The following is a 26,769-nucleotide window of genomic DNA, read 5'->3' on the forward strand; positions in this document are numbered from 1 at the left end:
CCATAAAAAAACTCTTCTCAAGAAAGAAGAGATATATTTCGGATTCCTCTTCTCATCGGTCAAAGCAACTGCTTTGCTGGAAGTAGCACCGTGTTATAATAACCGGTTGCTGGGCTTCAAAGGGCCAGTCCCCTCCGCCTCTCTGGATAAGTGAAGATGTCACTATTGAATTATTTTTTATGTTACCATTACAATGATAATATGTCAATTACAACTGAGGTGATTCATACTATGCAAAAAGCTCCTAATTTTGAACTTTTTCACATACAATCTGAAGAAAAATTCGAACTCAACAAAAACCTTGGGCAAGTTGTAGTATTAACTTTCTGGACTTCATGGTGTCCGGATTGTGGTACAGATCTTCCTAAGAAAGAGCAACTCTACCAAAACATCGACCCTAATAAAGTTGCAATGATAACGATTAATGTAAGTGGTCGGGAAAGACACGATGTTGCTGGTATAGAATTTGCGAATAAATTCCTTACTCAGCCCACCTTAGTAGATCAAGGAGTATCTACCTATCAACTCTACGAAGCACAGGGTGTACCGACAACTGTCATCATAAATCAAGAAGGTTATATTACTCATCAATTTGGAGATCAGTCTTCTTTTTATGATATAGTTCGAGCTTTAGGTACACTCATTTAGCTAATAAAAATAATGATTCAATATATAATGTATCTCGAAGTTTCCCTTTCAAAATCAGTGATGAAGAAGGGAGAGTCCTCAATTTCAACTCTCCTTCTAACAATCGCTCTAATATTTCAGAAGTTGTTTTTATATAAACCTGGCAATGGAAGTCAAATTCGTAATCTAATCGTATAGTATAGGAATCGATTGTTAATGGTATAATTTGCTCTTCATTCTGTATAAATAAAACAATAGGCCTTTCCTTCCATATAGAAAGTATATCCCTTCTCCTATTGACAACATCTATCCAGTTCCTTACCATTTCCATAAAAAAACCTCCTTTTTGCCTTATATAACATTTCGGCAAAAAGGAGATTCAACCTTCATAAATGTAGCATTAATTTAGCGTCATTTCCCGGGAAACAACGCTATTATTTTACATATTTTGTGACTTCCTCATACATGTAAGGTACAGATTTAAAAGCATAAATTTTATTAACTATTTTTCCATTCTCCGTAATTAAAAGACAAGGAACACTTTTCACTTCATAATCTTGCATTAATTCAGGGTGTAAAGAAGCATTCAATTCATAGAACAAGTGTCTTTGAAAAGTAGCTTCAATCGTATCTAACATCTTTCTCGCTAAATGACACGTTCCACAAAACGGTGTAAATATATACGTAAGGGTAATCCCTGCGTTATTAAGTTCAGACGAGACATCTTTCTCTTCTAACACACGCACGATCTGCCTCCTAGGTTCTAAATTAAATAAATAGGTTTCACTTCGAAATGATGACTTAATAAAGCTCTTGCTAATTCAGGTTCTGGTGTAGCAGCCACTTCCCGAAACGTTTTATCTATATAGATGTGTTCCGCATGAGGCAACTCAGCTGTTAACTGTTTTCGCAGCTTATTGCCTGAATCATCTTCATCAACTAAAATAAAGACAGGTCGATGATCTAGATTATAATCAAGAATAAGTTCTTCCATACGTTCAATACCTAACGTACCATGTGTACATATAATGTCCACAGGTTTCTTCAAAACTTTATTGATTTGCTTTTTATCAGTAATACCTTCCACAATTAATACTCGTTCTTCCATCATCACAGTCACCTACTATATAGAAACAGACCATGCTAAGAAGCACGGCCTGCACATAATTAATATACAGCTATGATCTTACAAGCCACGTACCTATTGTAAACATATGTATACATGACTCTTTTGACTTACTCTTCGTCTATCATTTCTTTATATTCTTCCGCAGACATAAGTTCGTCCATTTCAGAAGAATCATTAGGTTCGACAACAACCATCCAAGCTTTCTCATAAGGTGATTCATTAACAAATTCAGGGCTGTCTTCTAGCTCCTCATTAATTTCAACAACTTTTCCACTTATCGGAGCATACAATTCAGAAACAGTTTTTACAGATTCAACACTTCCAAAAGGCTCATCCGCTTCAATTTCTTCGCCTTCTTCAGGCAACTCTACGAACACAATATCACCTAATTCAGATTGCGCAAAATCTGTAATACCTACGCGAACTTTTTCGCCTTCTTTTTTAACCCATTCATGCTCTTCAGAATAAAGTAAGTCTTTTGGTAAACTCATGATAACCCCTCCAGATTAAAATTAATATAAACAACAATTATAAACATAAAAGCTTTCTGCTTTTATTTCCAATGTTCTGCTCAATCATTCCAGACTTCATCAAATTGTTCTTCTTTAAAACCTACAGTAACTTGAGTGCCATCTGTAACAATTGGACGCTTAATTAGCATACCATCTGAAGCAAGCCACTTCACCATTTCTTGCTCTGAGGCATCTTGTAACTTCTCTTTCATATTTAACTCTCTATATTTTTTCCCACTCGTGTTAAAAAATTTACGAGCTGGTAATTCACTAGTTTGAATAAGAGTTAAGAGTTCTGCTTCACTAGGAGTTTCTTCAACAATATGTACGATGTTGTAAGGTACACTTTTTTCATCTAACCATTTCTTCGCCTTTTTACATGTCCCACACTTAGGGTACCAATAGAAGGTTAATGACATACCTAACATTCCCCCTCATTCTATATTAATTCCTATTTTACCATATTATGATCAATATTATCATTCGATATTCGATAAGATTTTTTAGTTATGTTAAAAACCAGCTGCATCTATTAGATTACAGCTGGTTTTCAATAGTTATACTGTATATTTTTGAGTGGTGATCAATGTCTGAGCGATTTCACGTTTCTTTGCTATAACGTTAGTAGGAGTATGACGAGTCAGCTTACGCAATGCACCAAGCATCATGCGAAGTGTATCACCAGTCTCAGCAGCTATTAACGTCTCCTTTGCATGGCCTTCTATACGATTAAAAGCTTCTTGAACATAGACTTGAGTGTAAAGAAGTTTTTGTTTATGCTTCTCTTCTCCGTCTTTGATAATAGCTTTATCCGTTCTTAATATAGCAGATTCCATATTATAGATTTCTCCAGTGATATCAGCAATATTGACAAGTATTTCTTGTTCATTTTCTAATTTCTCACCAAACTTCTGAGCAGCTAATCCAGCAGCCAGTAATGCGATCTTTTTAGAGTTTTTCAAAATATACTTCTCTTGTTCAAGTACCTCATCCCCTGGCTCTTCAGGCATTAGAGTCATAATTTCCTCTTGAAGAGCCTGTGCCTTTTGTAAAAGTGGAAGTTCACCCTTCATTGCTTTCTTAAGCAAGGTACCTGGAACAATCATTCGATTAATTTCATTGGTTCCCTCAAAAATTCTGTTAATCCTTGAGTCACGATAGATTCTCTCTACTTCATACTCTTGCATAAATCCATATCCACCATGAATTTGTACTGCTTCATCTACAGCGAAATCTAAAAGTTCTGACCCAAAAACTTTATTTAAAGAACATTCAATAGCATATTCTGCGATTACTTTAGCAACAGCTTTACCATCTTTTAGCTCTTCTTCAGATAATTTGCCCATGCTTTGTTCAAACAAACCTACTGTGCGATAAACGGAACTTTCATTAGCATAAGTGTTCGTTGCCACTGTAGCTAATTTTTCTTGAATTAATGGAAAACTGGAAATAGGTGTTTTAAATTGTTTACGCTCATTGGCATATTTAACAGCTAATTCTATCGCACGCTTTGAACCACCAACACCACCAATTGCCAGCTTATAACGACCAACATTTAAAATATTAAAAGCAATAACATGCCCTTTTCCGATATCCCCTAATACATTCTCAACTGGTACTTCTGCATCTTCTAACACTAGAGTACGTGTAGAGGAACTCTTAATTCCCATTTTCTTCTCTTCAGGCCCAGTGGATACACCATCAAGTTCTCTTTCTACAATAAAAGCCGTGAATTTATCGCCATCAATCTTAGCGTAGACAACAAATACATCAGCAAAAGCTGAATTCGTTATCCACTGTTTCTCACCATTTAATACATAATGCGTGCCTGCCTCATTTAATTTAGCCGTAGTCTTCGCACCTAAAGCATCAGATCCTGAACCCGGTTCCGTTAATGCGTAAGCTGCAATTTTTTCACCCGTAGCAAACATAGGCAAGTACTTTTGTTTTTGTTGTTCATTTCCAAAAAACACAATGGGAAGGGAGCCAATTCCTACATGAGCACCGTGAGTTATAGAAAATCCACCCGCACGAGAGAACTTTTCGGTAATTAATGAAGAGCTGATTTTGTCTAGCTGCAACCCACCATATTCTTCAGGAATGTCTGCACCAAGAAGCCCCAGTTCCCCAGCTTTCTTTAGTAAATCTACGGAATGTTCAAATTCATGATTTTCTAACTTATCAATTTTCGGAACAACTTCTCCCAATACGAAATCTTCTGTTGTTTTTGCAATCATATGATGTTCATCTGTAAAATCTTCAGGTGTAATCACATCTTCAGCAGATAAATCCTCAACTAGAAATCCTCCACCTTTAATCATTTCTTTTAATTCACTCATCATCGGTTCCTCCTCATATTATATAAGCTCAAATACTCCAGCTGCACCCATTCCACCACCAATACACATGGTAACTACACCGAATTGCTCATTTCTTCTTTTCATTTCATGAATCAAACTTAATGTTAGTTTCGTTCCTGTACATCCTAATGGATGCCCTAAAGCTATTGCTCCCCCGTTTACATTTACTTTGTTTATATCTAACCCTAACTCTCGAATAACTTTAAGTGACTGAGAAGCAAATGCTTCATTCAGTTCAAAAAGACCGATATCAGAAAGTTGCAGGCCAGCTTGTTTTAATGCTTTGGGAACGGCTTCAATCGGTCCTACTCCCATAACTTCGGGCTCTACGCCAGCTACAGCAAAGGAACGGAACTTTACAATCGGTGTCAAACCTTCAGCCTCAGCTTTATCTCGATCCATAACTAGTACAGAAGCTGCTCCATCACTCATTTGCGAGGAGTTTCCGGCTGTGACTGATCCTGTTACTGAAAAAGCCGGCTTTAATTTTCCTAGAATATCTGCTGTTGTACCCGGACGTACACCTTCGTCCATCTCAAATGTTTTCTTTTGTTCTTTGACTTTATTGTCTTTGCCCAAGGTGCGTTCTGTTACTTCTACTGGGACAATTTCATCTTGAAACTTTCCTTCCTTAATAGCTTTCTCTGCACGTTCATGACTTTGAGCAGCAAAAGCATCCTGATCTTCTCGAGAAACATTAAAACGTTTGGCTACCTCTTCAGCAGTATGACCCATGGACATATAATACTCTGGTGCTTGTTCGACGAGCTGGACGTTTGGCTTAATTACATGACCTCCCATAGGGATTAAACTCATTGATTCTGCTCCCCCAGCAATCGCAGTATCACTATGTCCAAGCATGATTTTCTCTGCTGCATAAGCAATGCTTTGTAAACCTGACGAGCAATATCGATTAATTGTGATTGCCGGTACTTTATGATCCAACCCTGCTAATCCAGCAATATTTCGTGCCATGTTCATTCCTTGCTCGGCTTCTGGCATAGCACAGCCTATAATGACATCATCGATATTCCCTTCATAATTACCCGCTCTTTTTAATGTTTCATTTATAGTTAGCGCAGCTAGATCATCCGGTCGAGTTTGTGCAAGCGACCCTTTCTTTGCACGTCCTACAGGTGTTCTAGCTCCAGCTACAATGACTGCTTCCTTCACGGTATCTCCCCCTTTTGATATTTTAGTTACGTAGTGGTTTGCCTTTCATCAACATGTGTTGCATCCGTTGTTGTGATTTCGCTTCACCTATAAGGCTTAGGAATGCTTCACGCTCTAAGTCTAGTAAGTATTGTTCGTCAACTAATGTTCCTTCTTGTACGCGACCACCAGCTAAAACAAATGCTAGTTTTTCTGCAATCTTCAAGTCGTGTTCACTTGCATATCCACTCAGTACGAGTGACTTAGCACCTAAAAGCATGGTAGCGTATCCCTGCTCGCCCACAACGGGAATCTTCGTGCGCTTAGGAGCCTGATAACCAGATTTTGCTAATCCCAGCACTTTTTGTTTTGCATCGTGAAGTAAGTGATCACTATTTACACTAATTGCGTCTTGACTATCTAAGAAGCCATTCTCTTTCGCTTCTTCGCCTGATGTTGAGACTTGTGCCATCGCTATTTTCTCAAAAACACTGTTGGCAACTTTTTGAAGATCAAAGTCTACTCCTTGCGGGATATTGCGTAAATGTTTAATGTAAAGTTCTTTATTCCCGCCACCGCCTGGAATTAGACCGACACCTGGTTCAACTAACCCCATATAAGTTTCAGCAGATGCTTGAACGGCAGATGCTGGTAGGCAAACCTCTGCTCCACCGCCAAGTGTCATTCCAAACGGAGCGGCAACAACAGGTTTATCAGAATACTTTAATTTCATCATCGCCTCTTGGAAATGTTTAACAACCATTTCAATCTCAAAGAAGTTAAAATCTTGGGCCTCCATAAGCATCATTCCAAGGTTCGCCCCTACACAGAAGTTTTTCCCTTGGTTTCCAATAACGAGCCCCTCGAAGTTTTCATCTACTTCATCAATCGCATGGTTAATCATTTGAATGATGTCCATTCCAATGGCATTACTTTGCGAATGAAATTCTAACCCTGCTACACCGTCACCAAGATCAATTAAACTTGCCCCAGCATTTTTCTTCAACACTTCATTTGATTGTTTCAACCTTTTTAGATTGATTGATTTTGGATTAAAAGTTTGTGGTTCATAACTAGCTTTATCATAGTAGTAAACGGTTCCATTCTCCTGTTTATAGAAACTTTCTTGACCATCGTTTAACATGATCTCAATCCAAGATGGAATGGATTCTTCTTCTTCTTTCATTCTCTCAACAGAACTTCTAACTCCAATGGCATCCCACATCTCAAATGGTCCTAGTTCCCAACCAAATCCCCAACGCATAGCTTCATCAATTGATGGAACATCATCTGCTATCTCACCATGTAATTCTGCTGAATAGATGAGTACTGGTTTAACTACAGACCATACAAAGTCTCCAGCACGATCTCCCTTAGCTGATACAAGCGCTTTCAATTTTCGTTTGGATCCTTTTTCTTGAGCAGCCATTTCGGTACCTTTGGTTTTTAGCTTTTGACGTTCTTCGTATTCAAGCGTTTCAGGGTTTAATTGAAGAATTTCGCTTCCTTTTTCACCCTTTTGTTTCAAAAAGAATCCTTGGCCACTCTTAGAGCCTAACCATCCTTTTTCCAACATGGATTTCATAAAGTCTGGCATCTCAAATACTTTCTTTTCTTCTCCACTTACCTGATCATAAACATTATTAGCTACATGATGAAAAGTATCTAACCCAACAACATCTAGCGTTCTAAATGTAGCACTTTTAGGTCTGCCAATAAGCGGTCCTGTTACCGAATCAACTTCACCAACACTATAACCGCCTTTGAGCATCTCTCGAACAGTTACAAGTAATCCATAGGTTCCAATCCGGTTTGCTATAAAGTTAGGAGTGTCTTTCGCTTCCACTACTCCTTTACCAAGTACATCTTCACCAAACTGTTTCATAAACTGAAGAACACTTGGATCTGTATCCCTTGTAGGTATAACTTCTAATAATTTCAGATAACGTGGTGGATTAAAAAAGTGAGTACCTAGAAAGTGTTTACGAAAGTCATCACTGCATTCCTCTGACATAGCTTCAATTGATATGCCTGAAGTATTTGAAGTAATTAAACTTCCTTCTTTTCGATGTTGATCTACTTGAGCAAATATTTTCTTTTTCACTTCCAGATTTTCCACCACAACTTCAATAACCCAATCTACTTCGTTCAGCCTCTCCATATCATCTGTGAAATTTCCAACTTGGATTAAATCCAAGTTTGTTTGACTCGTCAACGGTGAAGGTTTTTGTTTCTTTAATGATGCTTTATTAGAAGCAGCAATACGGTTTCTTACTGCCGGATTTTCTAATGTTAATCCTTTATTTTTTTCTGCATCTGTAAGTTCACGAGGTACTATGTCAAGCATCACTGTTGGTATGCCGACATTCGCCAGGTGAGCAGCAATTCCAGCACCCATAACACCAGAGCCTAAGACTGCAGCACGCTTAATTTTTCGATTCATTATTAATCCCCCTATCACTTTTGAATGAACACTCATTCATTTTACATTTAAAAAAATATCCCCAGTACAAAATCTGGTATCTATAACTACTATAAGATATATTCAGACATTTCGCAATCGTTTTCAAAAAATAAAATTCCAGAAAAATTTTGAATCCAAAAGTCAAAGTCAAAGGAAACCCTCTGACTTTTATTATTTTCCAACAACGCCCTTAAGAACAAAAGCTACGTTAGCCGGTCGTTCAGCTAAACGACGCATGAAATAACCATACCAATCGTTTCCATATGGAACATATACTCTCATCTTATAACCTTCTTTAACTAACTCTTCTTGTCTTTCTACTCGAATTCCATAAAGCATTTGAAATTCAAATTTATCATGAGGAATATTGTTTTCTTTAACAACTTGAAGAGTATATTCAATCATAGCATCATCATGTGTGGCTATAGCAGCATAATTTCCATTTAATAAATGCATTTTAATAATTTTTTTGTAATTTTCATCTACATCCTTTTTATCTGGAAAAGCTACTTTAGGGGATTCTTTATATGCCCCTTTTACAAGGCGAAGATTGGGATTATAGCTATTCAAGTCTTCAATGTCTTCTGCCGCTCGGTATAAGTAGGACTGGATTACGGTACCAATATTTTCATAATCAGATCTTAATTCTTTAAATAATTTCAATGTCGTTTCGCATCTTTCATAGTCCTCCATGTCAATTGTAATAAAAACACCGCTTTGTTCCGCTGCATCTAAAATTCGTCTCATATTTTCTAAAGCAACATCATATGAAATATCCAAGCCCATAGAAGTTAATTTCAATGATAGCTGAGAGTCCAAGTTATGTTCAGCAATCGCCTTAACTGCTTCAATGCAGTCATCCGCTGCCTGTTGAGCCTCTTGCTTGCTATCAATAAACTCTCCAAGATGATCAATTGTTACGCTCAGCTTTTGGTGATTTAACTTCTGAATAGTATTCACAGCATTTGGAATAGTTTCACCTGCAACAAACCGTCCTGCACCAAAACGCAATCCATATTTTCTAGCCAGCTTTGTGAAAAATTTATTTTTTGACAAGAATAAAAAGAAGTTACGTAACAATCGTTCCATAAATTCGCCCCCTACATCCAAGGTTCAATGAGAAATATTCTTCAAAATCAAACCATCTGAATGAAATTATATAAAAACTAAATATTTAGAAACTCGCACAATTATATTTTATCATCTGATCAGAAAAAATGGGTATGTTTTCTCATGAATATATTAAAAATTGAACAAATATTTCTTTCATATTCAAACATCTAACGGAAATACTAAAAACGACTTTAAAAAGGAGGAACTTCTAATGCAGCAAAATCAAGGTATATCAACTAACATGAAACAATCTCAACCAATGGAACAAGTACCAGAAATCGTAAGCACAAAGGACCAATTGTATATAACCGATATGCTTTCTTGGAATTTGAACGCTTGCAAAAAAGCACATTTTTCTGCAGAACAGTGTACAACTCCAGAGTTAAAGCAAGCTCTAGAGGATGCAGGACAAATGCATCAAAGACATTACAATAGAATACTTGAACACCTAAATACCAATAAGCAAATGATGAACTAAGGAGGAAAAAACATGCCACAGAACCAACAACAGCAAAACAAAATACAAAATCCTGAAACAAGTGTTCCAAAAACACCACAAATGAATGAACGAGATTTTATTAATGATCTATTAACGACTGAGAAGTATATGACTAGTGCCTATAATGTTGCTTTAAATGAAGCAAGTAATCAGACCCTTTACCAAGATTTAGCCACAATTTTTAAAGAAACTCAAGATTGTCAAAGAACTTTGTATAACTTAATGTTTAAAAATGGTTGGTATGCCGTTGAACAAGCTGATCAAACTAAGATCCAAAATTCTTATCAGCAGTTTTCCGGCTACAAATCACAACTTCCTTATATGGTACAATAGTAAGAAGCCTGGTCCAAACTTGGGCCAGGCTTCTTCACCTATATTATTAACCAACAGGTTCATAACCTTGAGCTTCAATTGCTTCCTTCATCATATCTTTTGAAACGTAAGCCTCATCATAAGTGACATCTACTTTACCACTTGCTAAATCCACCTCGACACCATGGACGCCTTCTAATGTATTCAAGGAATCCTTTACTGATTTCTCACAATGACCACAAGTCATTCCGTTTACTTCTAAAGTTAATTGCATGCTTTTTCATCCTTTCCATCGTAATTTCATTCTTTTTAATCTTAATGAGTTTACTGAACTAAAGGCCATGGCTGGCTACCCAAGGGGCTAGTAATCCTATAGAATCTATAGGTGTTTTAGCTATATTATAGGCATTTCGACGGTTATTCTTCATTTTTTCACTTAATAACTTTTTCTTCAGGCAACACTTCTGCTATGATTTTGTCAATTCCTGCTTCATTCGCAATATGGCGAGCAGTTCTTTTATTATCTCCCATTAACATCACAAGTTCGATACCTTCTTACTTCAATTGTGCTAAGGCTTGTTTAGCTGTTTGCTTTATGATATCCATAACAGCAACAATTCCTCGTGTCTGACCATTAATTCCTATAAGCATCACTGTTTTCCTTGGTTCTCTAATTCAGTCATTTTGGCCTCATATGTTTTGTATTCCACATTATGATCTTCAAATAACTTCCTTGTTCCAAATAATATAGAATTCCCTTGAACTTTTGCGGTTATTCCATGTCCTAACACTTGCTGTAAAGTTCTAGCATCAAATGTTGATAATTTTTTTCAGCACTACCTACTAATCCTAATGGTTCTTGAGCTGTAAAGTCAGTTGCTTCAGGGGGCATCTTTTGTAATTGTTCCTGTTTCATCGAATACAATCGTATTGATTACCTCATGACTTTAATTAACTCATCCATTGCTTCGGCTTCGCTTCCATTTCCTAAACGTACAGCATCACTACGCAATGTTTAGTGATCTCTTCATTAAAGAATAACCCACGTTTTTCATGGCAGAATCGATAGCAGAAATTCGGACGAGAATATCTACACAGTATCGACCATTTTCAACCATATTTTGAACCCCTCTCACTTGTCCTTCAATTGGTTTGAAACGATTAATAACTTGTTGTGACCGCTTGAAAGAGTTGACACAGTTTTTGCTTATTAAAATACAACACTTTTTTCCAGTTAAGGACTGCCCTTATATTTGTAAGAGTATGTATGATCGTCTTAACAATCATACAACCATTGTTACTCTTATCAATATCGATGCTCACGAAAAGTGTATACATACGAATAGTTATGCACATTGACCGAAGTTGTGCTTGTTGCGCTAACTTAGCAGGATTGTTGAAGACTCGATTCCGAGATGATTGTGTGGAGAAATCGTGCCGTCCTACCGTCCCTGTTAAAGCATGAGATATCTGATATAACACCAATTGAAGCCTGATACAGATCAGGGGATATGGCCACATCCACAGATGATAAGTTAAAAATCGGGTGTGATAGCGTGTTTATATGAAGGGTAGGAGATTACCTGTTGTGTATGCCTGCCCTTCCCCCATGCTCCGATGAAAAGCAACGGAACCACGATTCTTTTATTGAATAATCCGAAGCTTTAAGCGATATGCAAGAAGGCACCTTCCAGCACAATTCTCACTCGTAAGGAAGGCTTTTCACTTGAAGCACCACATCTGATACTTCCGTTCTCCTCACGAAAGCAAGGAGGTCCGGGAAATTGCGAGACTCCACCTTTAAAAGCGGAGGCGCCTTGGTCAGCGGCGTATGGACTGGACTGAGCTGTCGGAGATAAAGGAAACACGAAGAACATCGTGATTCGATGTTGACTTATCGTACAGAAGCGAGGGAAGTCTCACTAGCCGCTAGGCGCTGGAGCTGGATAACGCCGATGTGATTGATGAACTAGATTTAGCCTTCGTCCTTATAAAACGTAAGAGCTGGGATGAACATGATTGGTGAGATCCCGCAAGGCGTAGCCTGAGTAAGCTCACCACATGCCCACGGAAAGCGAGTGATTTCCCGGACCTTCTAAACGCCATCCTTTGTAACGGAAACCACCGTATTCTTCATAGGTACGTTTATTAACAGGTTCTTTCCCACTATTTTTGGTAGTGAATTATCCATGGTTACCACTCCTATCTTTTATTAATCACAATACGCTATACCTCTGTTAGGTAAACAATATAATTACTCAAGATAAAAAGGGGGGGAGTCGGTATTATTAAGTAGTCCACCATTGATATATAAAGGGAAAATAAGAGACCAAATCATATGCGATTTGGTCTGCTAATTAGTATGCTATTTCATATGTTTCTTCATCTAAGCCTTTACAACATCTTTAATAACGTGGTGTTCTTCATGATCCAATAAGTTTTTGTTAACAAAATCATCGACTGGCTTATTCATATTATCTTCCAAGTCCTTCAGTTCCTCTTTATCACCAACCATATAAATGCGCTCCCATTCATATTCCTTAGCAAGCTTATCAAGTTTAGGAGCTACACTCTTATACCATCGGTATCGATTTGCTTCAAAACGCTCTTGAAATTCGTCTTGCTTGGAGCTTTTTGCCCCACCTTTACCCATAGATGCATCAGCCTGATGAGGACCTTGATGTTGTCTCCAATCTTCTGTGTTTAAATCCAATTCAAAAAGCTGAGTGTCATTTACCATTCCTAGATTTGCATCTATACACTTAATTTGATTTTTTTGTGTAAGAATAAGACCTGTTTTTGGAAAATCCTCACGCATTTCTTTTAATTGATCTAATACCGGAGACTCTTCCCAAAAGAATTCACTTTTAACCGGCATTTGGAACCGCTCAGCAAACCATACCGTGTCGTCTCCTGAAGCAATCACGACAACACTTTTTGCAAACTGTTGTTCATTGTTCTCGATGAATCTTTCGACTTTATCTTTGACGGCCCAGAAATTACGTTTTTCATCTGAATCCCCACCTTCTTTTAGATAGGATTCAAAATTATTCAAACCATTTTTCAGGTGAATCTTCCATTCTCGACCTTGCTGTTCTGGATCAGAAGGGTCTGTATTTAAATACATCGTAAAAATGCGCTGTGGCTTCTCTAAATGTACATTTTCTAATTTATTAATTTCTTTATTTAAATCCATAGAATTCATCTACTCCTTTATCAGAATAATGTTTATCCTAGTAAGTATGTTTCCGAGAGATTTACTTATTAAACTATCAATCATAAATAACTAAAAATTTCCTAGAATAAATCTACTATTAAATTCAGATTTTAGGTACATACAACTTACAAGCAGTGATGTTTGTCAGGATGGGGAACGATGAGACTTCTATGGAAAAACGGACAAGGGACTCTTGATTCTGTACCTAAGACTTTCAATCCACCTCAAAAATTTTGGAGTACAAAAACCAACTTGTACCTTTAACTGAACTACTTTTTCATATGAATTTACGGCTCTATTCTAATGTGGGGTATCCTCAGTCATATCAATGTGTCAAAGCAGAAAAAATACACTCATTCCCCTCTCTTTTGTTAACCTAAAATTGTCGAGACAAAAGGTCAAGGTAGAGGGAAAAAGTGAAAAGTAACTTAGGACTAAAGACAAACATGTAGATGCTTGGGATATGAGTAGTATCGAATAAACCAGTGGAAATTTGTTTAAGAAAGAGTTATCAAAGAATATGTGCAAGTTCTATTCAAACGACTATATTAACTTATACAACTGGTAGGTTCTTTTATTACTGCTACAACAGTTAACAGGTATGAGTTTTAGTCGTTTATAGTACATACATATTTAATCAACGTAAAAGATACCAAAAAGGTTCTTTCGCGTACGATTGTGACCGTCATTTAAAATGAAACAGTTTCTGCTAAAATAACTGACACACTTTACTGGAAATTATCATCCCCATTTCATAGTGAATTGCAGCCTCTCATAACAAAACATTTGTTAATCATTGTCCTGATTTATACGGTGGTTTCCGTTACAAAGGATGGCGTTAGAAGGTTTGGTGCTTCAAGTGAAAAGCATTCCTTACGAGTGAGAATCGCGCTGGAAGGTGCCTTCTTGCATATCGCTTAAAGCTTCGGATTATTCAATAAAAGAATCGTGGTTCCGTTGCTTTTCATCGGAACATGGGGATGGGAACCCTTTTTATGAAAATCTGGGGTTCTGTGTGCATAATGATCTACTTATGCCTTGAAATTGATCCACATCTGCCATTAATAGATCCTGTACTATTGATCTGTACTATAAATTCAGAAACGGTTTTCACAAGGAGAGATAGTGATGGTGGGTATACATACCGGGTAAGCCCCTACCCTTCATATAAACACGCTATCACACCCGATTTTTAACTTATCTAATGGCTCAATCTGTGATGGCCATATCACCTGATCTGTATCAGGCTACAATTGGCGTTATATCAGATATCTCATGCTTTAACAGGGACGGTAGAACGGCACGATTTCGATAGAAACATACGGAAAGGGGCGACTCCTTCCCCACCGCCCCTTTCTCCACACAATCATCTCGGAATCGAGTCTTCAACAATCCTGCTAAGTTAGCGCAACAAGCACAACTTCGTCAATGTGCATAACTAGTAGTATGTATACACTTTTCGTGAGCATCGATATTGATAAGAGTAACAATGGTTGTATGATTGTTAAGACGATCATACAACCATTGTTACAAATAAAAGGGCAGTCCTTAACTGGAAAAAAGTGTTGTATTTTAATAAGCAAAAACTGTGTCAACTCTTTCAAGCGGTCACAACGATAGTTATTGAAGCATTTCACGGTGAAGACATGTAAACGTTGGAAGCAGTAGATTTTGCAGTCATTTATCTACCCGTTCAATAACAGAGGTTAGAAAGGCTTTAGTTTAAATAAATTGAGGATAGATTATGATCAGAGGAAATATGCGAGACTCTTGCAGAAAAATGTGATCCGACACCCACAGCCAGTTTTGAGTCCGCTTAAAAATCTTCACACATAAAAAACACAAGGAGACCACACCTACTATTTATCGGTGATCCCCTTGTGTTTTTCTATATATTGATTGATTTAATTCTTGTTCTCTTATATTATCAGTTTTTCAGTTGCCCTCCCATTTTTGCGAGGAATTCGGCGGTCGTCCGCAGAAAGTGGGGATATTTCCAGTCTATGCATAATCACTATTTTATACAAAAGAGTTGGTGTAGTGGAAAATACATCAACTCTTTTGACAGAGAACCGAATCTACTGAAATTTTAATGTATCAGAAACTGTGTGAAGCAAAGGGAATTTGACATATTTATAAAATTTTTCAACTGTGAAACTACTTAATACTTGACAGCGGTTTGCTATTTCTATCTTTTATTGGATCCACTCATCGACAACATCCTGATTTTCGTCTACCCAGGCTTGGGCTCCTTCTTCTTCAGTGTCAGCTTCATTAATAGAAGACATTAAATTACCAAGTTGTTGATCATTTAACTTAAATTTATCAAACATCTCCACTACTTCTGGACTATCCTCTTCTAATCCTAAACGCGCAGCGTAAGAGATGTCTTCTGATTCTCCATAAACACCTTTAGTGTCTTCTAAGAATTTAAGATCCATTTCTGAAAATGCCCAATGTGGAGTCCATAGAGTAACAACAATAGGTTCTTCATCCTCAATTGCGCCCTTTAATTCAGTCATCATTGATCCTTCAGAAGAAGCAGCTAGAGAAAAGTCTAGGTCATATTCAGAAATTGCATCTTCTGTTAAAGACATAATACTAGCTCCTGAATCAATCCCGAAAATTTGATTATCTTCAAACTGATCAGCGTTTTTATTTAAATCTTCTATAGTATTAATATCTTCCATGTATGATGGTACGACAAGTCCGAGTTCCGTGCCTTCATACCATGTCTCACGCCAGTCAATTTCTTCCTCATATTGGTCATAGAAGGAACCATCAGTATTTGGCAACCAAATTTCCATACCAATATCTATATCGCCTCCTGCAAGAGCCTCATACAATACACCTTTTTCTACATTCTTAAGTTCCACATCATAACCTTCTTCTTCAAGAATAACTTTCCACATATTGGATACTGCTATGTTTTCAGCCCAGTTATTCATTCCGATACTAACCTCTTTGGTAGCAGTTTCAGAGTCGTCTCCACCTTCATCGCCCGAAGAATCAGATTCTGAATCTGAATTGCCACCACAAGCAGCTAATAAAAGTAAAGAACTTAAGAAAACAGCGGGAAACCAACTACGCAAACTTTTCATACTTATTCCTCCTAATAGTTATAATTGATTACAAATTTTTCTTATGACACTTAATTGCAAACTTTATCACAAAATGTCACATTTTAAAACATTTTAAACTGTACAGAAAATAAATACAGAACAAAAATTCAAAAGACACCTAAGTGCATCCTCAAGGAATTACACTTAGGTGGTTTAATAAGTTATCTCTTTCTTTTATTCTCATTATTTGCTCTTCGATCTGCTGCTTCACTTCTTTTTATAGCTTCAAAATCGTCGTGGTCCGCCATATCTTGAGAGAACTCAACATCTATACCATCAAATTTTTCGTGTTCGGGTGTTTGGGATAATCTTCGTTTCTTCTTTGCATTTGAATTGTTATTGTGTTCATCTCTTCCCATTTTTGTTCCTCCTTTAGATAAGGTTAACTATAGGGTTTGCTACAATTTTGTTCTTATTCTATACTGATTGTAATTTCATACATTGTTTTCTAGGGTTCTGCGTATTGATCGGTCTGGTCCAAGAGAAAACTCATAGTACCAATTGACATTGCTATGTCACGGAAGGACAAAAACTTGGGGAGATATCTTAATCTAAAGAAGTGTTAAATGTTGTTGTTGATTTTTTTAGTTATTCGTTAAATACCCATTATCTGGAATAAGGGTTTCGCTGCTTTTTGTTTAGGTGAATGGGGGATGAGAAACGACTGAAACCACTAAAAAAGTCTTTACAAGATCCCCTTCCTTTATTTTGCTCTATTTTTATTGATTTGGTTCTTATTCTCTTAAATTGTCAGTACTTCAGTGGCCTCAAACGATTCGCTTTCTGCGGGGAAGATGGCAACCCTCGTCGATCTGAAGTTCAGTGGTGTCTTCTCGCCAGTCTTTTCTTTCCCGCTATAGTCTCATTATTTCCCATCCCTCATTAAGATCATAAGAAGAACGAAACCTCCATTGAAATACTCAGAACGAATAGAATGGGTTGATAATAGGAACGCAAAAATAAAATATGTGATCACTTCCATCAGCAAACGGTGATATATATTACTTTTTATTCAATCATACAGCTCGATGGTTAAATAAACTTCTCCTCAACTCGGGCAAGATTAACATAACCTAGGGATATCTCTTAATTAATGAGGAGGAAAACAGATGAATAAAGAATGGTTAAAATTAATAATTGCTGCTTTTTTTGAAGTGTGCTGGGTTATTGGTTTAAAGCATGCTGGAACTTTCGTGGAATGGGGAGCCACAGCGTTATCTATCTACATAAGTTTCTACTTACTCATTGATTCAAGTAGGAATTTACCAGTAGGCACGGCGTATGCAGTATTTACTGGCTTAGGAACAGTGGGAACCGTTTTATCAGAAATGTTATTATTTGGCGTACTATTTCAATGGACAAAAATACTCCTCATCCTTCTTTTACTAAGTGGAGTGATCGGTTTAAAGGTGCTCACTCATACGAATGTTGACGAGGTGACAAGCTCATGAGTTGGGTTTTCTTAATTATAGCTGGGTTATTCGAAATGTCAGGTGTACTAATGATTAATGTCTATCACCATACTCGAACTTTTATATCCTTATCAATACTTATAATAGCGTTCGCCCTAAGTTTTCTTTTCCTTTCGTTATCAATGAATGAACTCCCAATGGGTATAGCATACGCAGTATGGACAGGAACAGGGGCATCTGGGGGAGCGATATTAGGGATGATATTTTTTAAAGAATCCGCAGAGTGGCGTAGGTTATTTTGCATTTTTTTGATTATAGTAGCAGCAACAGGCTTAAAATTGATTTAATAAAGAGGATGAAAGCGTCACAATACGAAAAATTCAAGCTAATCAATTATCATTTCTAACCAGAAGCTATGTTAAATCTTGCTGTTGATATTATGAAAGTGTTAATGAACTCGCGAAGTGTTTGACTTGACTGTTCACTAGCCGAATCGAATCGTTCCGCTGATCCCTTTCTCTGTTTCTAACGACGGAACCATAATTCTGTTCTTAATGGAAATCTAACCCAAAAAAGCATCGCCACCTTATGAGGTCAGCGATGCTTTTTTTAGTTTCTAATAAACAATTCAAAAATGTGCCCGAAATCTTTTATGTGATATTGATCTTTTGTTTCTAATAACCAATGGAAAGCCGCTTCATTAATGTCTCTAAACTCATGAGATAAACGCATTTCATTCGTCCGGCTATGCTGCAGAGTAGAAGAAGCTGTATGCAGACTTTGGTTAGCATAATCTGTAAAAACTTTATTTTCTTCTGTTATTTCGGAAATTTTTAACAAGGACTTATATAGATCCTTTATTTCCTCCATGAATTTCTTATGAACATCAATGTCAAACTCTTCATTTCCTAATTGAAACTTAATTTCTACATCTAAGTCGATTGTACCTGCCGTTTCTAATTCTATATTAGAAAATGAATATTTATGGTAAGAATAACGGCGAAGGGTACGCTTTTTACTCGTCGCACTTGTTCCATCTACGTGGATCAAAGCTTTGTTCGTAAAGCAGTATTCATCAGCCTTTGACTTAATGAGAAAGTAAATTTTTTCATTATCTTCATGCATTACATAATCATCGGCATCTACCTTATCATAATCTTCTGGTTGAATAACGCTTCCTATATCACTTAAGCCTAAGGCATCTGTAGCCATTTTTTTGAACATGTACAACCTCCTCTTATTTGTGATGATCCCTTCTATTTTATCATTTAAGAGGAGTTCAAGCTATTTTACATATTAATACTTTACTATGAGGATGGCACAGTATTTTTCAGACCTGTGACCCTCCGACTCCTAGTAATAGAGAAGTAAGCAGATCCTAAGGCTAATAATACGAATATTCCACCAACCGAAGCATTGTGTATGACAGAAGATTGTTCAATAACAAAAGCTCCAACAGTAGAGCCTAAAGCAATGCCAAAATGCAAGGCTGAATTGTTGAGGCTTTGTTGTATATCAGATGATTCAGGTGCTGACTTTATCAAGTAACTTTGTTGAGCTGGTGTAATGGCCCAGCTTAACATGCTCCAAACTACCATTACGATTAAGAAAACAGGTAACGAGAAGGTTACAAATGGAATAAGGAAAATAGCAACGGCAAAGGAACCAATGATCGCGATAATACTTCGTTCCGTGCCCCATTTATCCGATAGGAATCCCCCAAGTCCTCCTCCTAACACAGCAGCAAGTCCGAAAATAAAATAGACAACACTTACCAATGTCCCATTCAACCCCATCGCACTTTTTAAAAATGGTGTCAAATAAGCATATAGCGTTAAATGACCTGTAAGAAATAAAAAGGAAGTCAATTGAGCAGATAAGATTTTATTATTTTTTAGTGTACGTAACTGTTCTTTGATTGGCAGTACAGGTTTTGGCTCGATTTTTTCTAAGAAAAAGGTTACTCCTATCATAGAAATAAGTGTAAGAATCGCAATCAATAAAAAAGGAGCACGCCAACCAAATGCATTTCCTAGTGTTAGTCCAATTGGAACTCCGAGTACTAAAGAAGCACTGATACCCATGTAAATTATACCAATCGCCCGGGCTTGAAACTCCTTTTTTACAATAGTTGAGGCAATAGTAATCCCTAAGACAACAAGCAAAGATCCACTAGCTGCGGAAATAATCCTCGCTATTAAAATTATTGTGTAATTGGGACTCCAGAAAGCTAACATATTTCCTAAGAAAAAGATTGATAAAGAAACTAATGTTAGACTTTTTCTTTCATATTTTGCCGTTGCCGTTAATAATACCGGTGATGCGATGGCAAATACTAAAGAAAAAATTGTAATCAATAATCCCGCTTGTCCTAATGTTACTTCTAAATCCGCTGCAATTAAATCAAGTGTGCCGCCTATAATTAATTCCACAGTTCCAACAACAAATGAAACAATCGCAAGCATATATACTTTTTTATTCATGAAAACGACTCCTTTAATTATGGTTACCACTGTAATGGTAACCATAATTAAAGGAGATTACAAGAAGTTTTACGAATGAGTAAGTTACGTGTATTCTAAAATCACAAACTACGTGAGAGAGGACGTATATTAAATGTTACAAAAATTTGGATTCACCCAATATGAAAGTCAGGTTTTTGAAGTACTTACAAGTAGTAGTGACGCCTTAGATGCTACATCTATTGTAAAGTACTCTCATGTTCCTAAATCAAAAGTATATGAAGTTCTTAACCGTCTTGTCACCAAAGGGTTGTTACTTACATCTTTTCAGGAACGAAAAAAACTTTACTACGCTCTTCCTTTAGAAACGACCATAGAAAGACTTACCAGTGAATTTAAAGCAAATATTCAAGAGTTAAAAGAACAAGATTACTCTCTAACTCCTGTAGATGATCGAGTATGGACTATACAAAATAAACAAAGCATAAATTCACTTCTAACCAATAAAATTCAAACCGCTCAAAATTCAATATACATTTCTGGATGGAATGAAGATATTGAATCGGTTCTTCCCTTATTAGAAAACCAAAAGGATAAAGGAATCGAAGTTGAAATTTTATCCGTTGGGGTTGTGGAAACTATAATGGAGAATCTTCATATCCTTCTCCCTGATGAAAAGCACGAAGCGTTAGAACAACATCAACTCGTGATCATTGATGAAAAGGACATACTTTTTGCGGGGGTAGAACAACAAATATGGCAAGGAATCACTACAAAGTCCCGCCCACTCGTAAAGTTTTTCACAGAATTTTTCCATCATGATGTTGCCTTAACTGAAATCACAAAAAAATATGAAACTACACTCATGCAGGATGAAGACATTAAGGAAATTCTCATGAAATTAAGGTACTAAAATAAAAATTCCACTTTAATAGTAGTAAAGTGGAGTTTTCATTAAAAATCAGGCTTCTTTTTTAATTTTTCATAGGTAATAAATGTCTACGATATAAGAGAATAATTAGTTCAATAAATAACGGAGTATACCTCTTCGGGAAATATTTCTTTTGATAATAGGAATAGTAAGCTTTCTTTAGATCTGACCAATGAGGACCAAAAAACAGTTGGTTTGGTTACTTCCACTATGTAATTCAATTTTTCTAACGATTCCCCAAATCTTCTATCCTTTATTAATTAAAATTGCTTTATTTTATAAATAAAGCCGCCAAGAAATCTTAGCGGCTAAACATTTATCACCCCACGTTATTGATTTGTAAGAACACTGTCCCAAACGTAGTGAACGTTTCGTTTATAGATCATGGGAAGTTTTTTGCTTTTGTCTACTGTGGTTAGCTGTTTTTACTTTATGCGATCCACTTAACTTTTCACCATATCCTTGCTTAGGACTGAGTGGTAAATTGGGTTGGTCATTTTGTTTCGGTCCTTTTTTTCTGGGCATATTTATCGCCTCCTTTAATAGCTCTTGAAATTCTTAATTAACCATCTTCCGCTTATTTATCCTAAAAGATAACAAAGAACGCTCCCTCATTTAAGGTTGCGCTCCTTAGTCTTTCCAAATAATCGTGAGAACTTCACCAGATACCGCATGAATTTGAACTTCCGCTTCAATATTGCTTTTCCCTAATCCAACATCATCAATTTCTCCATTAATTCCTGCAGTTCTCTTCCAGCAGACTAACCGATTTTGATCAGTTATTGTGGATTTATGAAACAGAATAAAAGTCACAATGCCAATTGACAATGGGGTACTCGTTTTATTTACGCATTTCCTTTTTGGTGATTTCCTCTCCATCGTGACTAATTAAGTTTCCATCTTTATCTACTTTATCAATTTTCGCGTCATAAGTTCCTTCAGTAAGTGTATCAGAAACTTGTTCATGTGTAGTAGCCAACCCTTCGGATGTGTCATCATTCCGATTATAGTCAGCTGGGCTATACTGACGATCTCCAATGGTTTTGTCTTTGTTTTTGCTCATAATACTAACCTCCTTATATAGTTTTATCATTTACAAATCAATGATGAATAAACATGATCGTTAAAGAAAACAATACGTTCATGTTTCGATTATAGGAGGCGCATAATGAGAGCAGTTACTTACCAAGGAATTAAGGATGTACAAGTTAAAGAAGTACCAAATGCGTCATTAAAAGAAAAAGATGATATCTTAGTAAGGATTACAAGTACGGCCATTTGTGGTTCTGATCTACATTTAGTTCACGGAATGATCCCCAACCTCGAAGAAGATTATATTATAGGCCACGAACCAATGGGAATTGTTGAAGAAATCGGTCCAGACGTAACACGTGTTAAGAAAGGAGACCGAGTCATTGTCCCCTTTAATATTGCCTGCGGAGAATGTATGTATTGCAAAATGGAGTTGGAAAGTCAATGTGATAATTCGAATGCGAATGGCCAAGCTGGTGCTTATTTTGGATATACCGATACCTTTGGAGGGTATCCAGGAGGACAAGCAGAATTACTTCGAGTACCTTATGGCAACTTTACACCGTTCGTCGTTCCTGAAGATTGTGAACTAGAGGATGAGAAAATTCTATTTCTTTCTGATATCATCCCAACTGCTTACTGGGGTATTGAACAAGCAGAAGTAAAAGATGGAGATACCGTTATTATACTAGGTTGTGGACCTGTTGGATTGTTAGCCCAAAAGTTTGCATGGATGAAGGGCGCAAAACGTGTAATTGCCGTTGATTACATTCAGTATCGCTTAGAACACGCGAAAAGAGTAAACAATGTGGAAGTTTTTGATTTCACCAAATTTGACGACCTTGGCACACACCTAAAAGAAATAACAGGTGGTGGGGCAGACTCTGTTGTTGATTGTGTAGGCATGGACGGAAAAAAGAATATTGTTGAGGAAATTGAGTCAGCCGTAAAGCTGCAAGGGGGCACGTTAAGTGCTATTCAAATTGCCAGTCAATCGGTTAGAAAAGGTGGAATTGTAAGTATTGTTGGCGTATACGGTACACGTTATAATGCTTTCCCGCTAGGAGATTTCTTTGCACGAAACATCACACTAAAAATGGGACAAGCTCCTGTCATTCATTATATCCCTGAACTATATAAAAAAATTGTCAACGAAGAATTTGACCCTACTGACATGATTACTCACCGACTACCGCTAGATCAAGCACAACACGCATATTGAATATTTGACGAAAAAAAAGATGATTGCATAAAGGTTATATTAAAACCTTAATAATTTTTTTAGGTCTCCTAAGAATTGTGAAGTTAACCTGACGGAGATCTTGCTAACTTATACCTAAAATGTTCAAAGTCAAAAAGACAATTGTCGTTCCCGAATAAGCAGGGCACCAAGAAAGCCATACTACGAAAAGGAGGTGAAGTTAGTGAGTAAGAAGAGCAATTCAGATAAAAGTAAAAACCCTAAAACAGTTAACCCTCAAGGTCTTACCGAAGATATTCCCGATCAACAACCAGATTCACAATTAGAACAGCGTTCAAAAAAGACAAACAGGAAATAAGCTGACTATTCACGTCAGCTTATTTTTTTCAATCATCTCATTAACAAATGCCACAGGTTGATCCAAATCATAAGACTGATAAATAATTTGAGATAATCTTACAGGATCACCAAAAAAGAAGCGTTCGTATAATGTTTGCCTTGATCCGAACCCACTCATGCAGAGATCGAAAGCAAGACTAAAAAGCTGGACTCGATCCCTTCCATTCATTTCAAACCCCTGTAAATAATGCTCTAGTTGTTGACCTATCGCTGATGTAAATTGCTCTTCCTCAGGAAGCAATACCATTCCACTAGCTCCGAGGATTTGAATAATCTCGGTAAACCTTGGATAAGCTTCTTGAAATTGATTAACTGCGACATATAATGGTGTGCGATCAGGAACCATGACCCCTTGGTCATTTTGTTCAGCCTGAATTTCTGAGACCAAAAGTAATGCTTTGGACGTTTCTAGTCCTTTTATAATTTCTGTTACTTTGCTTTGCACATGTTGATACTCTCTTATATTTATCGTGTCTACAATCAATTCTGCTATTCCCAAAATAAATTCAAGTTTAACTACTTGCCTTGAAACAATCTGATGGAGAGCAAAAGGAACAAAATTTCCATCTTTATAAAATTCATTAGCCGTTTTGACGTTATCATAGAAAAACACTCGATCCCAGGGTATGAGAACATCATCAAAAATCACAATCGAATCCATTTCTTCAAACCTTGAGCTTAAAGGAGAATTATACTTTGAATCATCTTGAATAAACGATTTTCTACAAACAAATTTTAACCCTTCTGTATTACTAGGAATGGAAAAAGCAAATGCATGAGAAGGATCTTGTATCCCCGGAGCAGAAAAGACGATGATTTCGTCAGTTATACCACCTTGCGTAGCTAACAGCTTCGCTCCCTTAATAACAATTCCTTCTTCAATTCTCTTGACCACTCGTGCATTGGTTGAATTTTCTTCAATAAAAGCTAAGAGGGAACGGTTATTTTGAGGATTTATAAATGTATGAGTAAACGATAAATCGTGAGCTATCGCATATTCATAGAAATTTTTCAGATTATCAGGAAAGCAGTTAGGCTGATCCGTTAAGATAGTTGTTGAGCTTGCAAAAGCAGCCAGAGCTGTATTCATATAGTCCGGGCTTCTCCCCATGAGCCCCGCTGTGTGGCGTGCCCACACTTGAATCATCTTCCTCCTGTCCCTAAGCTCAGCCCGTGATTTGGGTATTAAATAAGACATTCCAACCTTCTCACCAGTAGGTAAATCATCATAAAACATCTTATCTTTTAAGTTTATCTCATGCTGCAAATCATAAAGTTCGGCCTGGCTTTTCATGACTCCTTTAAAGACGGGATGTTCAGAAATAGGACCTTTAACTCTCTCACCACCTACCCAAACTTCAGACTCTAGTCTATTAATTCTGTCTAAGTATTCCGATCCAGTAACCATGACCATCAGGAACACTCCTATTCTGTAAAAATAATTTAATATTATAGTTTATGGTTAGTCAGCTAATAGGTGTCTAAAGAGATCCAAAATAAAAAGCCCGCCATTTTGGCGAGCTTTCCACTTTAAGATTTCACGGTTTCACTGTTAAATTGATCGGTTTCAGTTGATCCTTTAAGTGCAGTTGTAGAGGAATTACCTCCTGAAACAACTTGAGCCACTTCGTCAAAATATCCTGTACCCACTTCACGCTGGTGTCGAGTAGCCGAATATCCATACCGCTCACTTTCAAACTCATCTTGTTGAAGCTCCGAGTAAGCTTCCATCCCTCGTTCTTTATACTGCCGAGCTAGCTCAAACATTCCGTGGTTTAGTGAATGGAACCCAGCTAATGTAACAAATTGGAATTTGTACCCCATCTCCCCTAGCTTTTGCTGGAAATGTGCGATCGTTTCGTTATTTAGCTTACTCTTCCAATTAAATGAAGGGGAACAATTATATGCTAACAATTTCCCAGGAAATTCTTCATGAATCGCGTCAGCAAACTTTTGAGCTTCCTCTAAATTCGGCTCAGATGTCTCACACCAAACTAGGTCGGCGTACGGTGCATAAGCGAGTCCACGGGCAATCGCTTGATCGATCCCAGCATTTGTCTTATAAAAACCTTCAGTTGTTCTTTCTCCTGTAATAAATTCATGGTCTGCTGGATCTACATCACTTGTTATCAAACTTGCAGCATTAGCGTCTGTACGTGCTATGATTATCGTAGGAACTCCCATTGTATCTGCTGCGAACCTTGCAGATATTAAATTCCCTACGGCTGTTTGGGTAGGTAGTAATACTTTTCCTCCTAAGTGACCACATTTTTTCTCAGAAGACAACTGATCTTCGAAATGTACGGCTGCAGCCCCTGACTCAATCATTCCCTTCATTAATTCGAAAACGTTCAACTGTCCGCCAAAACCGGCTTCAGCATCAGCTACAATCGGAGCAAACCAATCCGTCCCATCATCTCCTTCCATATGATGAATTTGATCCGCTCTTTGTAAAGCCTGATTAATCCTTTTCACTACTTGCGGCACACTATTTGCTGGGTATAAACTTTGATCAGGATACATGTGTCCGGAAAGGTTAGCATCAGCAGCTACTTGCCAACCACTCAAATAAATAGCCTTGAGTCCTGCTTTCACTTGTTGCATAGCCTGGTTTCCAGTAAGTGCTCCTAACGCGTGTACGTAATCCTCCTTATGTAGAAGGTCCCAAAGCTTTTCTGCACCTTTTTCAGCCAATGTATACTGAATATCTATTGAGCCTCGAAGTCTAATAACCTCCTCCGCTTCATAAGGTCGAGTAACCCCTCCCCATCTTTCACTATCTTCCCACTGCTGACGTAGTGTTTCTACACGTTCATTTTTCAATT

At 37.2% G+C, this 26,769-nt stretch carries 29 protein-coding genes, 1 pseudogene and 1 riboswitch; of the genes and pseudogenes, 8 read left to right on the forward strand and 22 right to left on the reverse strand.

Annotated elements, in window-relative coordinates:
* Positions 1-49 precede the first annotated feature (49 nt).
* Positions 50-153: riboswitch (SAM riboswitch) on the reverse strand.
* Positions 154-201: 48 nt separating this feature from the next.
* The gene (locus ACFQIC_RS19840; RefSeq protein ID WP_390217748.1) at positions 202-648 is read left to right on the forward strand and encodes a TlpA family protein disulfide reductase; all 447 of its coding nucleotides are present in this window, start codon (positions 202-204) and stop codon (positions 646-648) included.
* Here the strand turns inward: ACFQIC_RS19840 and ACFQIC_RS19845 are convergent.
* From ACFQIC_RS19845 to ACFQIC_RS19885, 9 genes are all read right to left on the reverse strand, one after another.
* Positions 641-958: a hypothetical protein gene (locus ACFQIC_RS19845; protein WP_204708357.1), complete on the reverse strand. Its 318-nt coding sequence runs from the start codon at positions 956-958 to the stop codon at positions 641-643. The genes ACFQIC_RS19840 and ACFQIC_RS19845 overlap by 8 nt on opposite strands.
* 103 nt (positions 959-1,061) lie before the next feature.
* A complete protein-coding gene (locus ACFQIC_RS19850; protein WP_390217750.1) occupies positions 1,062-1,373 on the reverse strand; it encodes a thioredoxin family protein in 312 nt (103 codons plus the stop codon).
* 17 nt (positions 1,374-1,390) lie between these two features.
* Entirely contained in the window at positions 1,391-1,735 is a 345-nt protein-coding gene (locus ACFQIC_RS19855) for a topoisomerase (RefSeq protein ID WP_390217752.1), read from the reverse strand.
* A 128-nt stretch (positions 1,736-1,863) separates the two neighbouring features.
* Positions 1,864-2,247: a glycine cleavage system protein GcvH gene (gcvH, locus tag ACFQIC_RS19860; protein WP_204708355.1), complete on the reverse strand. Its 384-nt coding sequence runs from the start codon at positions 2,245-2,247 to the stop codon at positions 1,864-1,866.
* 80 nt (positions 2,248-2,327) lie between these two features.
* Entirely contained in the window at positions 2,328-2,687 is a 360-nt protein-coding gene (locus ACFQIC_RS19865) for an arsenate reductase family protein (RefSeq protein ID WP_204708354.1), read from the reverse strand.
* A gap of 138 nt (positions 2,688-2,825) precedes the next feature.
* Positions 2,826-4,607 (reverse strand): acyl-CoA dehydrogenase family protein, encoded by a 1,782-nt coding sequence (locus ACFQIC_RS19870; RefSeq protein WP_204708353.1) that lies wholly within the window; start codon positions 4,605-4,607, stop codon positions 2,826-2,828.
* A gap of 18 nt (positions 4,608-4,625) precedes the next feature.
* Positions 4,626-5,801 carry an acetyl-CoA C-acetyltransferase gene (locus tag ACFQIC_RS19875; RefSeq protein ID WP_204708352.1) on the reverse strand — a complete coding sequence of 392 codons (1,176 nt, stop codon included), beginning with the start codon at positions 5,799-5,801 and terminating at the stop codon, positions 4,626-4,628.
* Positions 5,802-5,823: 22 nt separating this feature from the next.
* Positions 5,824-8,223, reverse strand: coding sequence for a 3-hydroxyacyl-CoA dehydrogenase/enoyl-CoA hydratase family protein (locus ACFQIC_RS19880; protein ID WP_204708351.1), 2,400 nt, complete (start codon positions 8,221-8,223; stop codon positions 5,824-5,826).
* A 192-nt stretch (positions 8,224-8,415) separates the two neighbouring features.
* Complete coding sequence (locus ACFQIC_RS19885) at positions 8,416-9,333, reverse strand: proline dehydrogenase family protein (RefSeq protein WP_204708350.1); 918 nt, start codon at positions 9,331-9,333, stop codon at positions 8,416-8,418.
* A 235-nt stretch (positions 9,334-9,568) separates the two neighbouring features.
* Between ACFQIC_RS19885 and ACFQIC_RS19890 the strand changes: the two genes are divergently transcribed.
* Positions 9,569-9,835, forward strand: coding sequence for a hypothetical protein (locus ACFQIC_RS19890; RefSeq protein ID WP_204708349.1), 267 nt, complete (start codon positions 9,569-9,571; stop codon positions 9,833-9,835).
* Between the two features lie 12 nt (positions 9,836-9,847).
* Positions 9,848-10,189 (forward strand): spore coat protein, encoded by a 342-nt coding sequence (locus tag ACFQIC_RS19895; RefSeq protein WP_204708348.1) that lies wholly within the window; start codon positions 9,848-9,850, stop codon positions 10,187-10,189.
* 46 nt (positions 10,190-10,235) lie between these two features.
* Here ACFQIC_RS19895 and copZ read toward each other — a convergent pair whose 3' ends face one another.
* From copZ to ACFQIC_RS19925, 6 genes and pseudogenes are all read right to left on the reverse strand, one after another.
* A complete protein-coding gene (gene copZ, locus ACFQIC_RS19900) occupies positions 10,236-10,442 on the reverse strand; it encodes a copper chaperone CopZ (RefSeq protein ID WP_204708347.1) in 207 nt (68 codons plus the stop codon).
* A gap of 510 nt (positions 10,443-10,952) precedes the next feature.
* Positions 10,953-11,084, reverse strand: a complete 132-nt coding sequence (locus ACFQIC_RS19905; protein ID WP_390217756.1) for a hypothetical protein — start codon at positions 11,082-11,084, stop codon at positions 10,953-10,955.
* Between the two features lie 18 nt (positions 11,085-11,102).
* Positions 11,103-11,385 (reverse strand): annotated as a pseudogene (locus ACFQIC_RS19910) (metal-sensing transcriptional repressor).
* Between the two features lie 1,169 nt (positions 11,386-12,554).
* Positions 12,555-13,364, reverse strand: coding sequence for a VLRF1 family aeRF1-type release factor (locus ACFQIC_RS19915; protein ID WP_204708344.1), 810 nt, complete (start codon positions 13,362-13,364; stop codon positions 12,555-12,557).
* Between the two features lie 2,216 nt (positions 13,365-15,580).
* A complete protein-coding gene (locus tag ACFQIC_RS19920; protein WP_204708343.1) occupies positions 15,581-16,486 on the reverse strand; it encodes a glycine betaine ABC transporter substrate-binding protein in 906 nt (301 codons plus the stop codon).
* A 182-nt stretch (positions 16,487-16,668) separates the two neighbouring features.
* Positions 16,669-16,866 (reverse strand): YfhD family protein, encoded by a 198-nt coding sequence (locus ACFQIC_RS19925; RefSeq protein WP_204708342.1) that lies wholly within the window; start codon positions 16,864-16,866, stop codon positions 16,669-16,671.
* A 750-nt stretch (positions 16,867-17,616) separates the two neighbouring features.
* Here ACFQIC_RS19925 and ACFQIC_RS19930 point away from each other — a divergent pair.
* Both ACFQIC_RS19930 and ACFQIC_RS19935 read left to right on the forward strand, forming a co-directional pair.
* Positions 17,617-17,958: a DMT family transporter gene (locus tag ACFQIC_RS19930; RefSeq protein ID WP_204708341.1), complete on the forward strand. Its 342-nt coding sequence runs from the start codon at positions 17,617-17,619 to the stop codon at positions 17,956-17,958.
* Positions 17,955-18,266: a DMT family transporter gene (locus ACFQIC_RS19935; RefSeq protein ID WP_204708340.1), complete on the forward strand. Its 312-nt coding sequence runs from the start codon at positions 17,955-17,957 to the stop codon at positions 18,264-18,266. Before ACFQIC_RS19930 ends, ACFQIC_RS19935 begins: the two co-directional genes overlap by 4 nt.
* A gap of 262 nt (positions 18,267-18,528) precedes the next feature.
* On the opposite strand, the gene ACFQIC_RS19940 is transcribed toward ACFQIC_RS19935, so the two are convergent.
* Entirely contained in the window at positions 18,529-19,143 is a 615-nt protein-coding gene (locus ACFQIC_RS19940; RefSeq protein ID WP_204708339.1) for a PH domain-containing protein, read from the reverse strand.
* A gap of 83 nt (positions 19,144-19,226) precedes the next feature.
* Positions 19,227-20,402: an MFS transporter gene (locus ACFQIC_RS19945; RefSeq protein WP_204708338.1), complete on the reverse strand. Its 1,176-nt coding sequence runs from the start codon at positions 20,400-20,402 to the stop codon at positions 19,227-19,229.
* 133 nt (positions 20,403-20,535) lie between these two features.
* Here ACFQIC_RS19945 and ACFQIC_RS19950 point away from each other — a divergent pair, with 133 nt between their 5' ends.
* The gene (locus ACFQIC_RS19950) at positions 20,536-21,294 is read left to right on the forward strand and encodes a TrmB family transcriptional regulator (RefSeq protein ID WP_204708337.1); all 759 of its coding nucleotides are present in this window, start codon (positions 20,536-20,538) and stop codon (positions 21,292-21,294) included.
* A 393-nt stretch (positions 21,295-21,687) separates the two neighbouring features.
* Here ACFQIC_RS19950 and ACFQIC_RS19955 read toward each other — a convergent pair whose 3' ends face one another.
* From ACFQIC_RS19955 to ACFQIC_RS19965, 3 genes are all read right to left on the reverse strand, one after another.
* On the reverse strand, positions 21,688-21,837 hold the full coding sequence (locus tag ACFQIC_RS19955; RefSeq protein ID WP_204708336.1) for a small acid-soluble spore protein P: 150 nt from the start codon (positions 21,835-21,837) through the stop codon (positions 21,688-21,690).
* Positions 21,838-21,942: 105 nt separating this feature from the next.
* Complete coding sequence (locus ACFQIC_RS19960; protein WP_204708335.1) at positions 21,943-22,140, reverse strand: hypothetical protein; 198 nt, start codon at positions 22,138-22,140, stop codon at positions 21,943-21,945.
* Positions 22,141-22,153: 13 nt separating this feature from the next.
* Positions 22,154-22,375, reverse strand: a complete 222-nt coding sequence (locus ACFQIC_RS19965; RefSeq protein ID WP_204708334.1) for a YozQ family protein — start codon at positions 22,373-22,375, stop codon at positions 22,154-22,156.
* Between the two features lie 105 nt (positions 22,376-22,480).
* On the opposite strand from ACFQIC_RS19965, the gene ACFQIC_RS19970 reads away from it, so the two are divergent.
* Together ACFQIC_RS19970 and ACFQIC_RS19975 are read left to right on the forward strand one after the other, a co-directional pair.
* Positions 22,481-23,566, forward strand: a complete 1,086-nt coding sequence (locus tag ACFQIC_RS19970; protein WP_204708333.1) for a zinc-dependent alcohol dehydrogenase — start codon at positions 22,481-22,483, stop codon at positions 23,564-23,566.
* A 202-nt stretch (positions 23,567-23,768) separates the two neighbouring features.
* Complete coding sequence (locus tag ACFQIC_RS19975) at positions 23,769-23,903, forward strand: hypothetical protein (RefSeq protein WP_390217761.1); 135 nt, start codon at positions 23,769-23,771, stop codon at positions 23,901-23,903.
* A 9-nt stretch (positions 23,904-23,912) separates the two neighbouring features.
* Here ACFQIC_RS19975 and hpaB read toward each other — a convergent pair whose 3' ends face one another.
* On the reverse strand, positions 23,913-25,358 hold the full coding sequence (gene hpaB, locus ACFQIC_RS19980; RefSeq protein WP_204708332.1) for a 4-hydroxyphenylacetate 3-monooxygenase, oxygenase component: 1,446 nt from the start codon (positions 25,356-25,358) through the stop codon (positions 23,913-23,915).
* 116 nt (positions 25,359-25,474) lie between these two features.
* Positions 25,475-26,767: an isocitrate lyase gene (aceA, locus tag ACFQIC_RS19985; RefSeq protein ID WP_204708331.1), complete on the reverse strand. Its 1,293-nt coding sequence runs from the start codon at positions 26,765-26,767 to the stop codon at positions 25,475-25,477.
* Between the last annotated feature and the right edge of the window lie 2 nt (positions 26,768-26,769).

This window comes from Halobacillus seohaensis, from assembly GCF_042663045.1.
In the GTDB taxonomy this organism is placed as follows: Bacteria; Bacillota; Bacilli; order Bacillales; family Halobacillaceae; genus Halobacillus_A; species Halobacillus_A seohaensis.

What these genes read in the sequence shown, in the direction of transcription:
- copZ (WP_204708347.1), bottom strand. Translation starts at nt 10,442, where the DNA reads ATGCAATTAACTTTAGAAGTAAACGGAATGACTTGTGGTCATTGTGAG.
- ACFQIC_RS19950 (WP_204708337.1), top strand. Translation starts at nt 20,536, where the DNA reads ATGTTACAAAAATTTGGATTCACCCAATATGAAAGTCAGGTTTTTGAA.
- hpaB (WP_204708332.1), bottom strand. Translation starts at nt 25,358, where the DNA reads ATGGTCATGGTTACTGGATCGGAATACTTAGACAGAATTAATAGACTA.
- gcvH (WP_204708355.1), bottom strand. Translation starts at nt 2,247, where the DNA reads ATGAGTTTACCAAAAGACTTACTTTATTCTGAAGAGCATGAATGGGTT.
- ACFQIC_RS19895 (WP_204708348.1), top strand. Translation starts at nt 9,848, where the DNA reads ATGCCACAGAACCAACAACAGCAAAACAAAATACAAAATCCTGAAACA.
- ACFQIC_RS19930 (WP_204708341.1), top strand. Translation starts at nt 17,617, where the DNA reads ATGAATAAAGAATGGTTAAAATTAATAATTGCTGCTTTTTTTGAAGTG.
- ACFQIC_RS19965 (WP_204708334.1), bottom strand. Translation starts at nt 22,375, where the DNA reads ATGAGCAAAAACAAAGACAAAACCATTGGAGATCGTCAGTATAGCCCA.
- ACFQIC_RS19865 (WP_204708354.1), bottom strand. Translation starts at nt 2,687, where the DNA reads ATGTCATTAACCTTCTATTGGTACCCTAAGTGTGGGACATGTAAAAAG.
- ACFQIC_RS19840 (WP_390217748.1), top strand. Translation starts at nt 202, where the DNA reads ATGTCAATTACAACTGAGGTGATTCATACTATGCAAAAAGCTCCTAAT.
- ACFQIC_RS19885 (WP_204708350.1), bottom strand. Translation starts at nt 9,333, where the DNA reads ATGGAACGATTGTTACGTAACTTCTTTTTATTCTTGTCAAAAAATAAA.
- ACFQIC_RS19955 (WP_204708336.1), bottom strand. Translation starts at nt 21,837, where the DNA reads ATGCCCAGAAAAAAAGGACCGAAACAAAATGACCAACCCAATTTACCA.
- ACFQIC_RS19870 (WP_204708353.1), bottom strand. Translation starts at nt 4,607, where the DNA reads ATGAGTGAATTAAAAGAAATGATTAAAGGTGGAGGATTTCTAGTTGAG.
- ACFQIC_RS19855 (WP_390217752.1), bottom strand. Translation starts at nt 1,735, where the DNA reads ATGGAAGAACGAGTATTAATTGTGGAAGGTATTACTGATAAAAAGCAA.
- ACFQIC_RS19935 (WP_204708340.1), top strand. Translation starts at nt 17,955, where the DNA reads ATGAGTTGGGTTTTCTTAATTATAGCTGGGTTATTCGAAATGTCAGGT.
- ACFQIC_RS19880 (WP_204708351.1), bottom strand. Translation starts at nt 8,223, where the DNA reads ATGAATCGAAAAATTAAGCGTGCTGCAGTCTTAGGCTCTGGTGTTATG.
- ACFQIC_RS19925 (WP_204708342.1), bottom strand. Translation starts at nt 16,866, where the DNA reads ATGGGAAGAGATGAACACAATAACAATTCAAATGCAAAGAAGAAACGA.
- ACFQIC_RS19905 (WP_390217756.1), bottom strand. Translation starts at nt 11,084, where the DNA reads ATGAAACAGGAACAATTACAAAAGATGCCCCCTGAAGCAACTGACTTT.
- ACFQIC_RS19920 (WP_204708343.1), bottom strand. Translation starts at nt 16,486, where the DNA reads ATGAAAAGTTTGCGTAGTTGGTTTCCCGCTGTTTTCTTAAGTTCTTTA.
- ACFQIC_RS19890 (WP_204708349.1), top strand. Translation starts at nt 9,569, where the DNA reads ATGCAGCAAAATCAAGGTATATCAACTAACATGAAACAATCTCAACCA.
- ACFQIC_RS19945 (WP_204708338.1), bottom strand. Translation starts at nt 20,402, where the DNA reads ATGAATAAAAAAGTATATATGCTTGCGATTGTTTCATTTGTTGTTGGA.
- ACFQIC_RS19915 (WP_204708344.1), bottom strand. Translation starts at nt 13,364, where the DNA reads ATGGATTTAAATAAAGAAATTAATAAATTAGAAAATGTACATTTAGAG.
- ACFQIC_RS19940 (WP_204708339.1), bottom strand. Translation starts at nt 19,143, where the DNA reads ATGTTCAAAAAAATGGCTACAGATGCCTTAGGCTTAAGTGATATAGGA.
- ACFQIC_RS19845 (WP_204708357.1), bottom strand. Translation starts at nt 958, where the DNA reads ATGGAAATGGTAAGGAACTGGATAGATGTTGTCAATAGGAGAAGGGAT.
- ACFQIC_RS19970 (WP_204708333.1), top strand. Translation starts at nt 22,481, where the DNA reads ATGAGAGCAGTTACTTACCAAGGAATTAAGGATGTACAAGTTAAAGAA.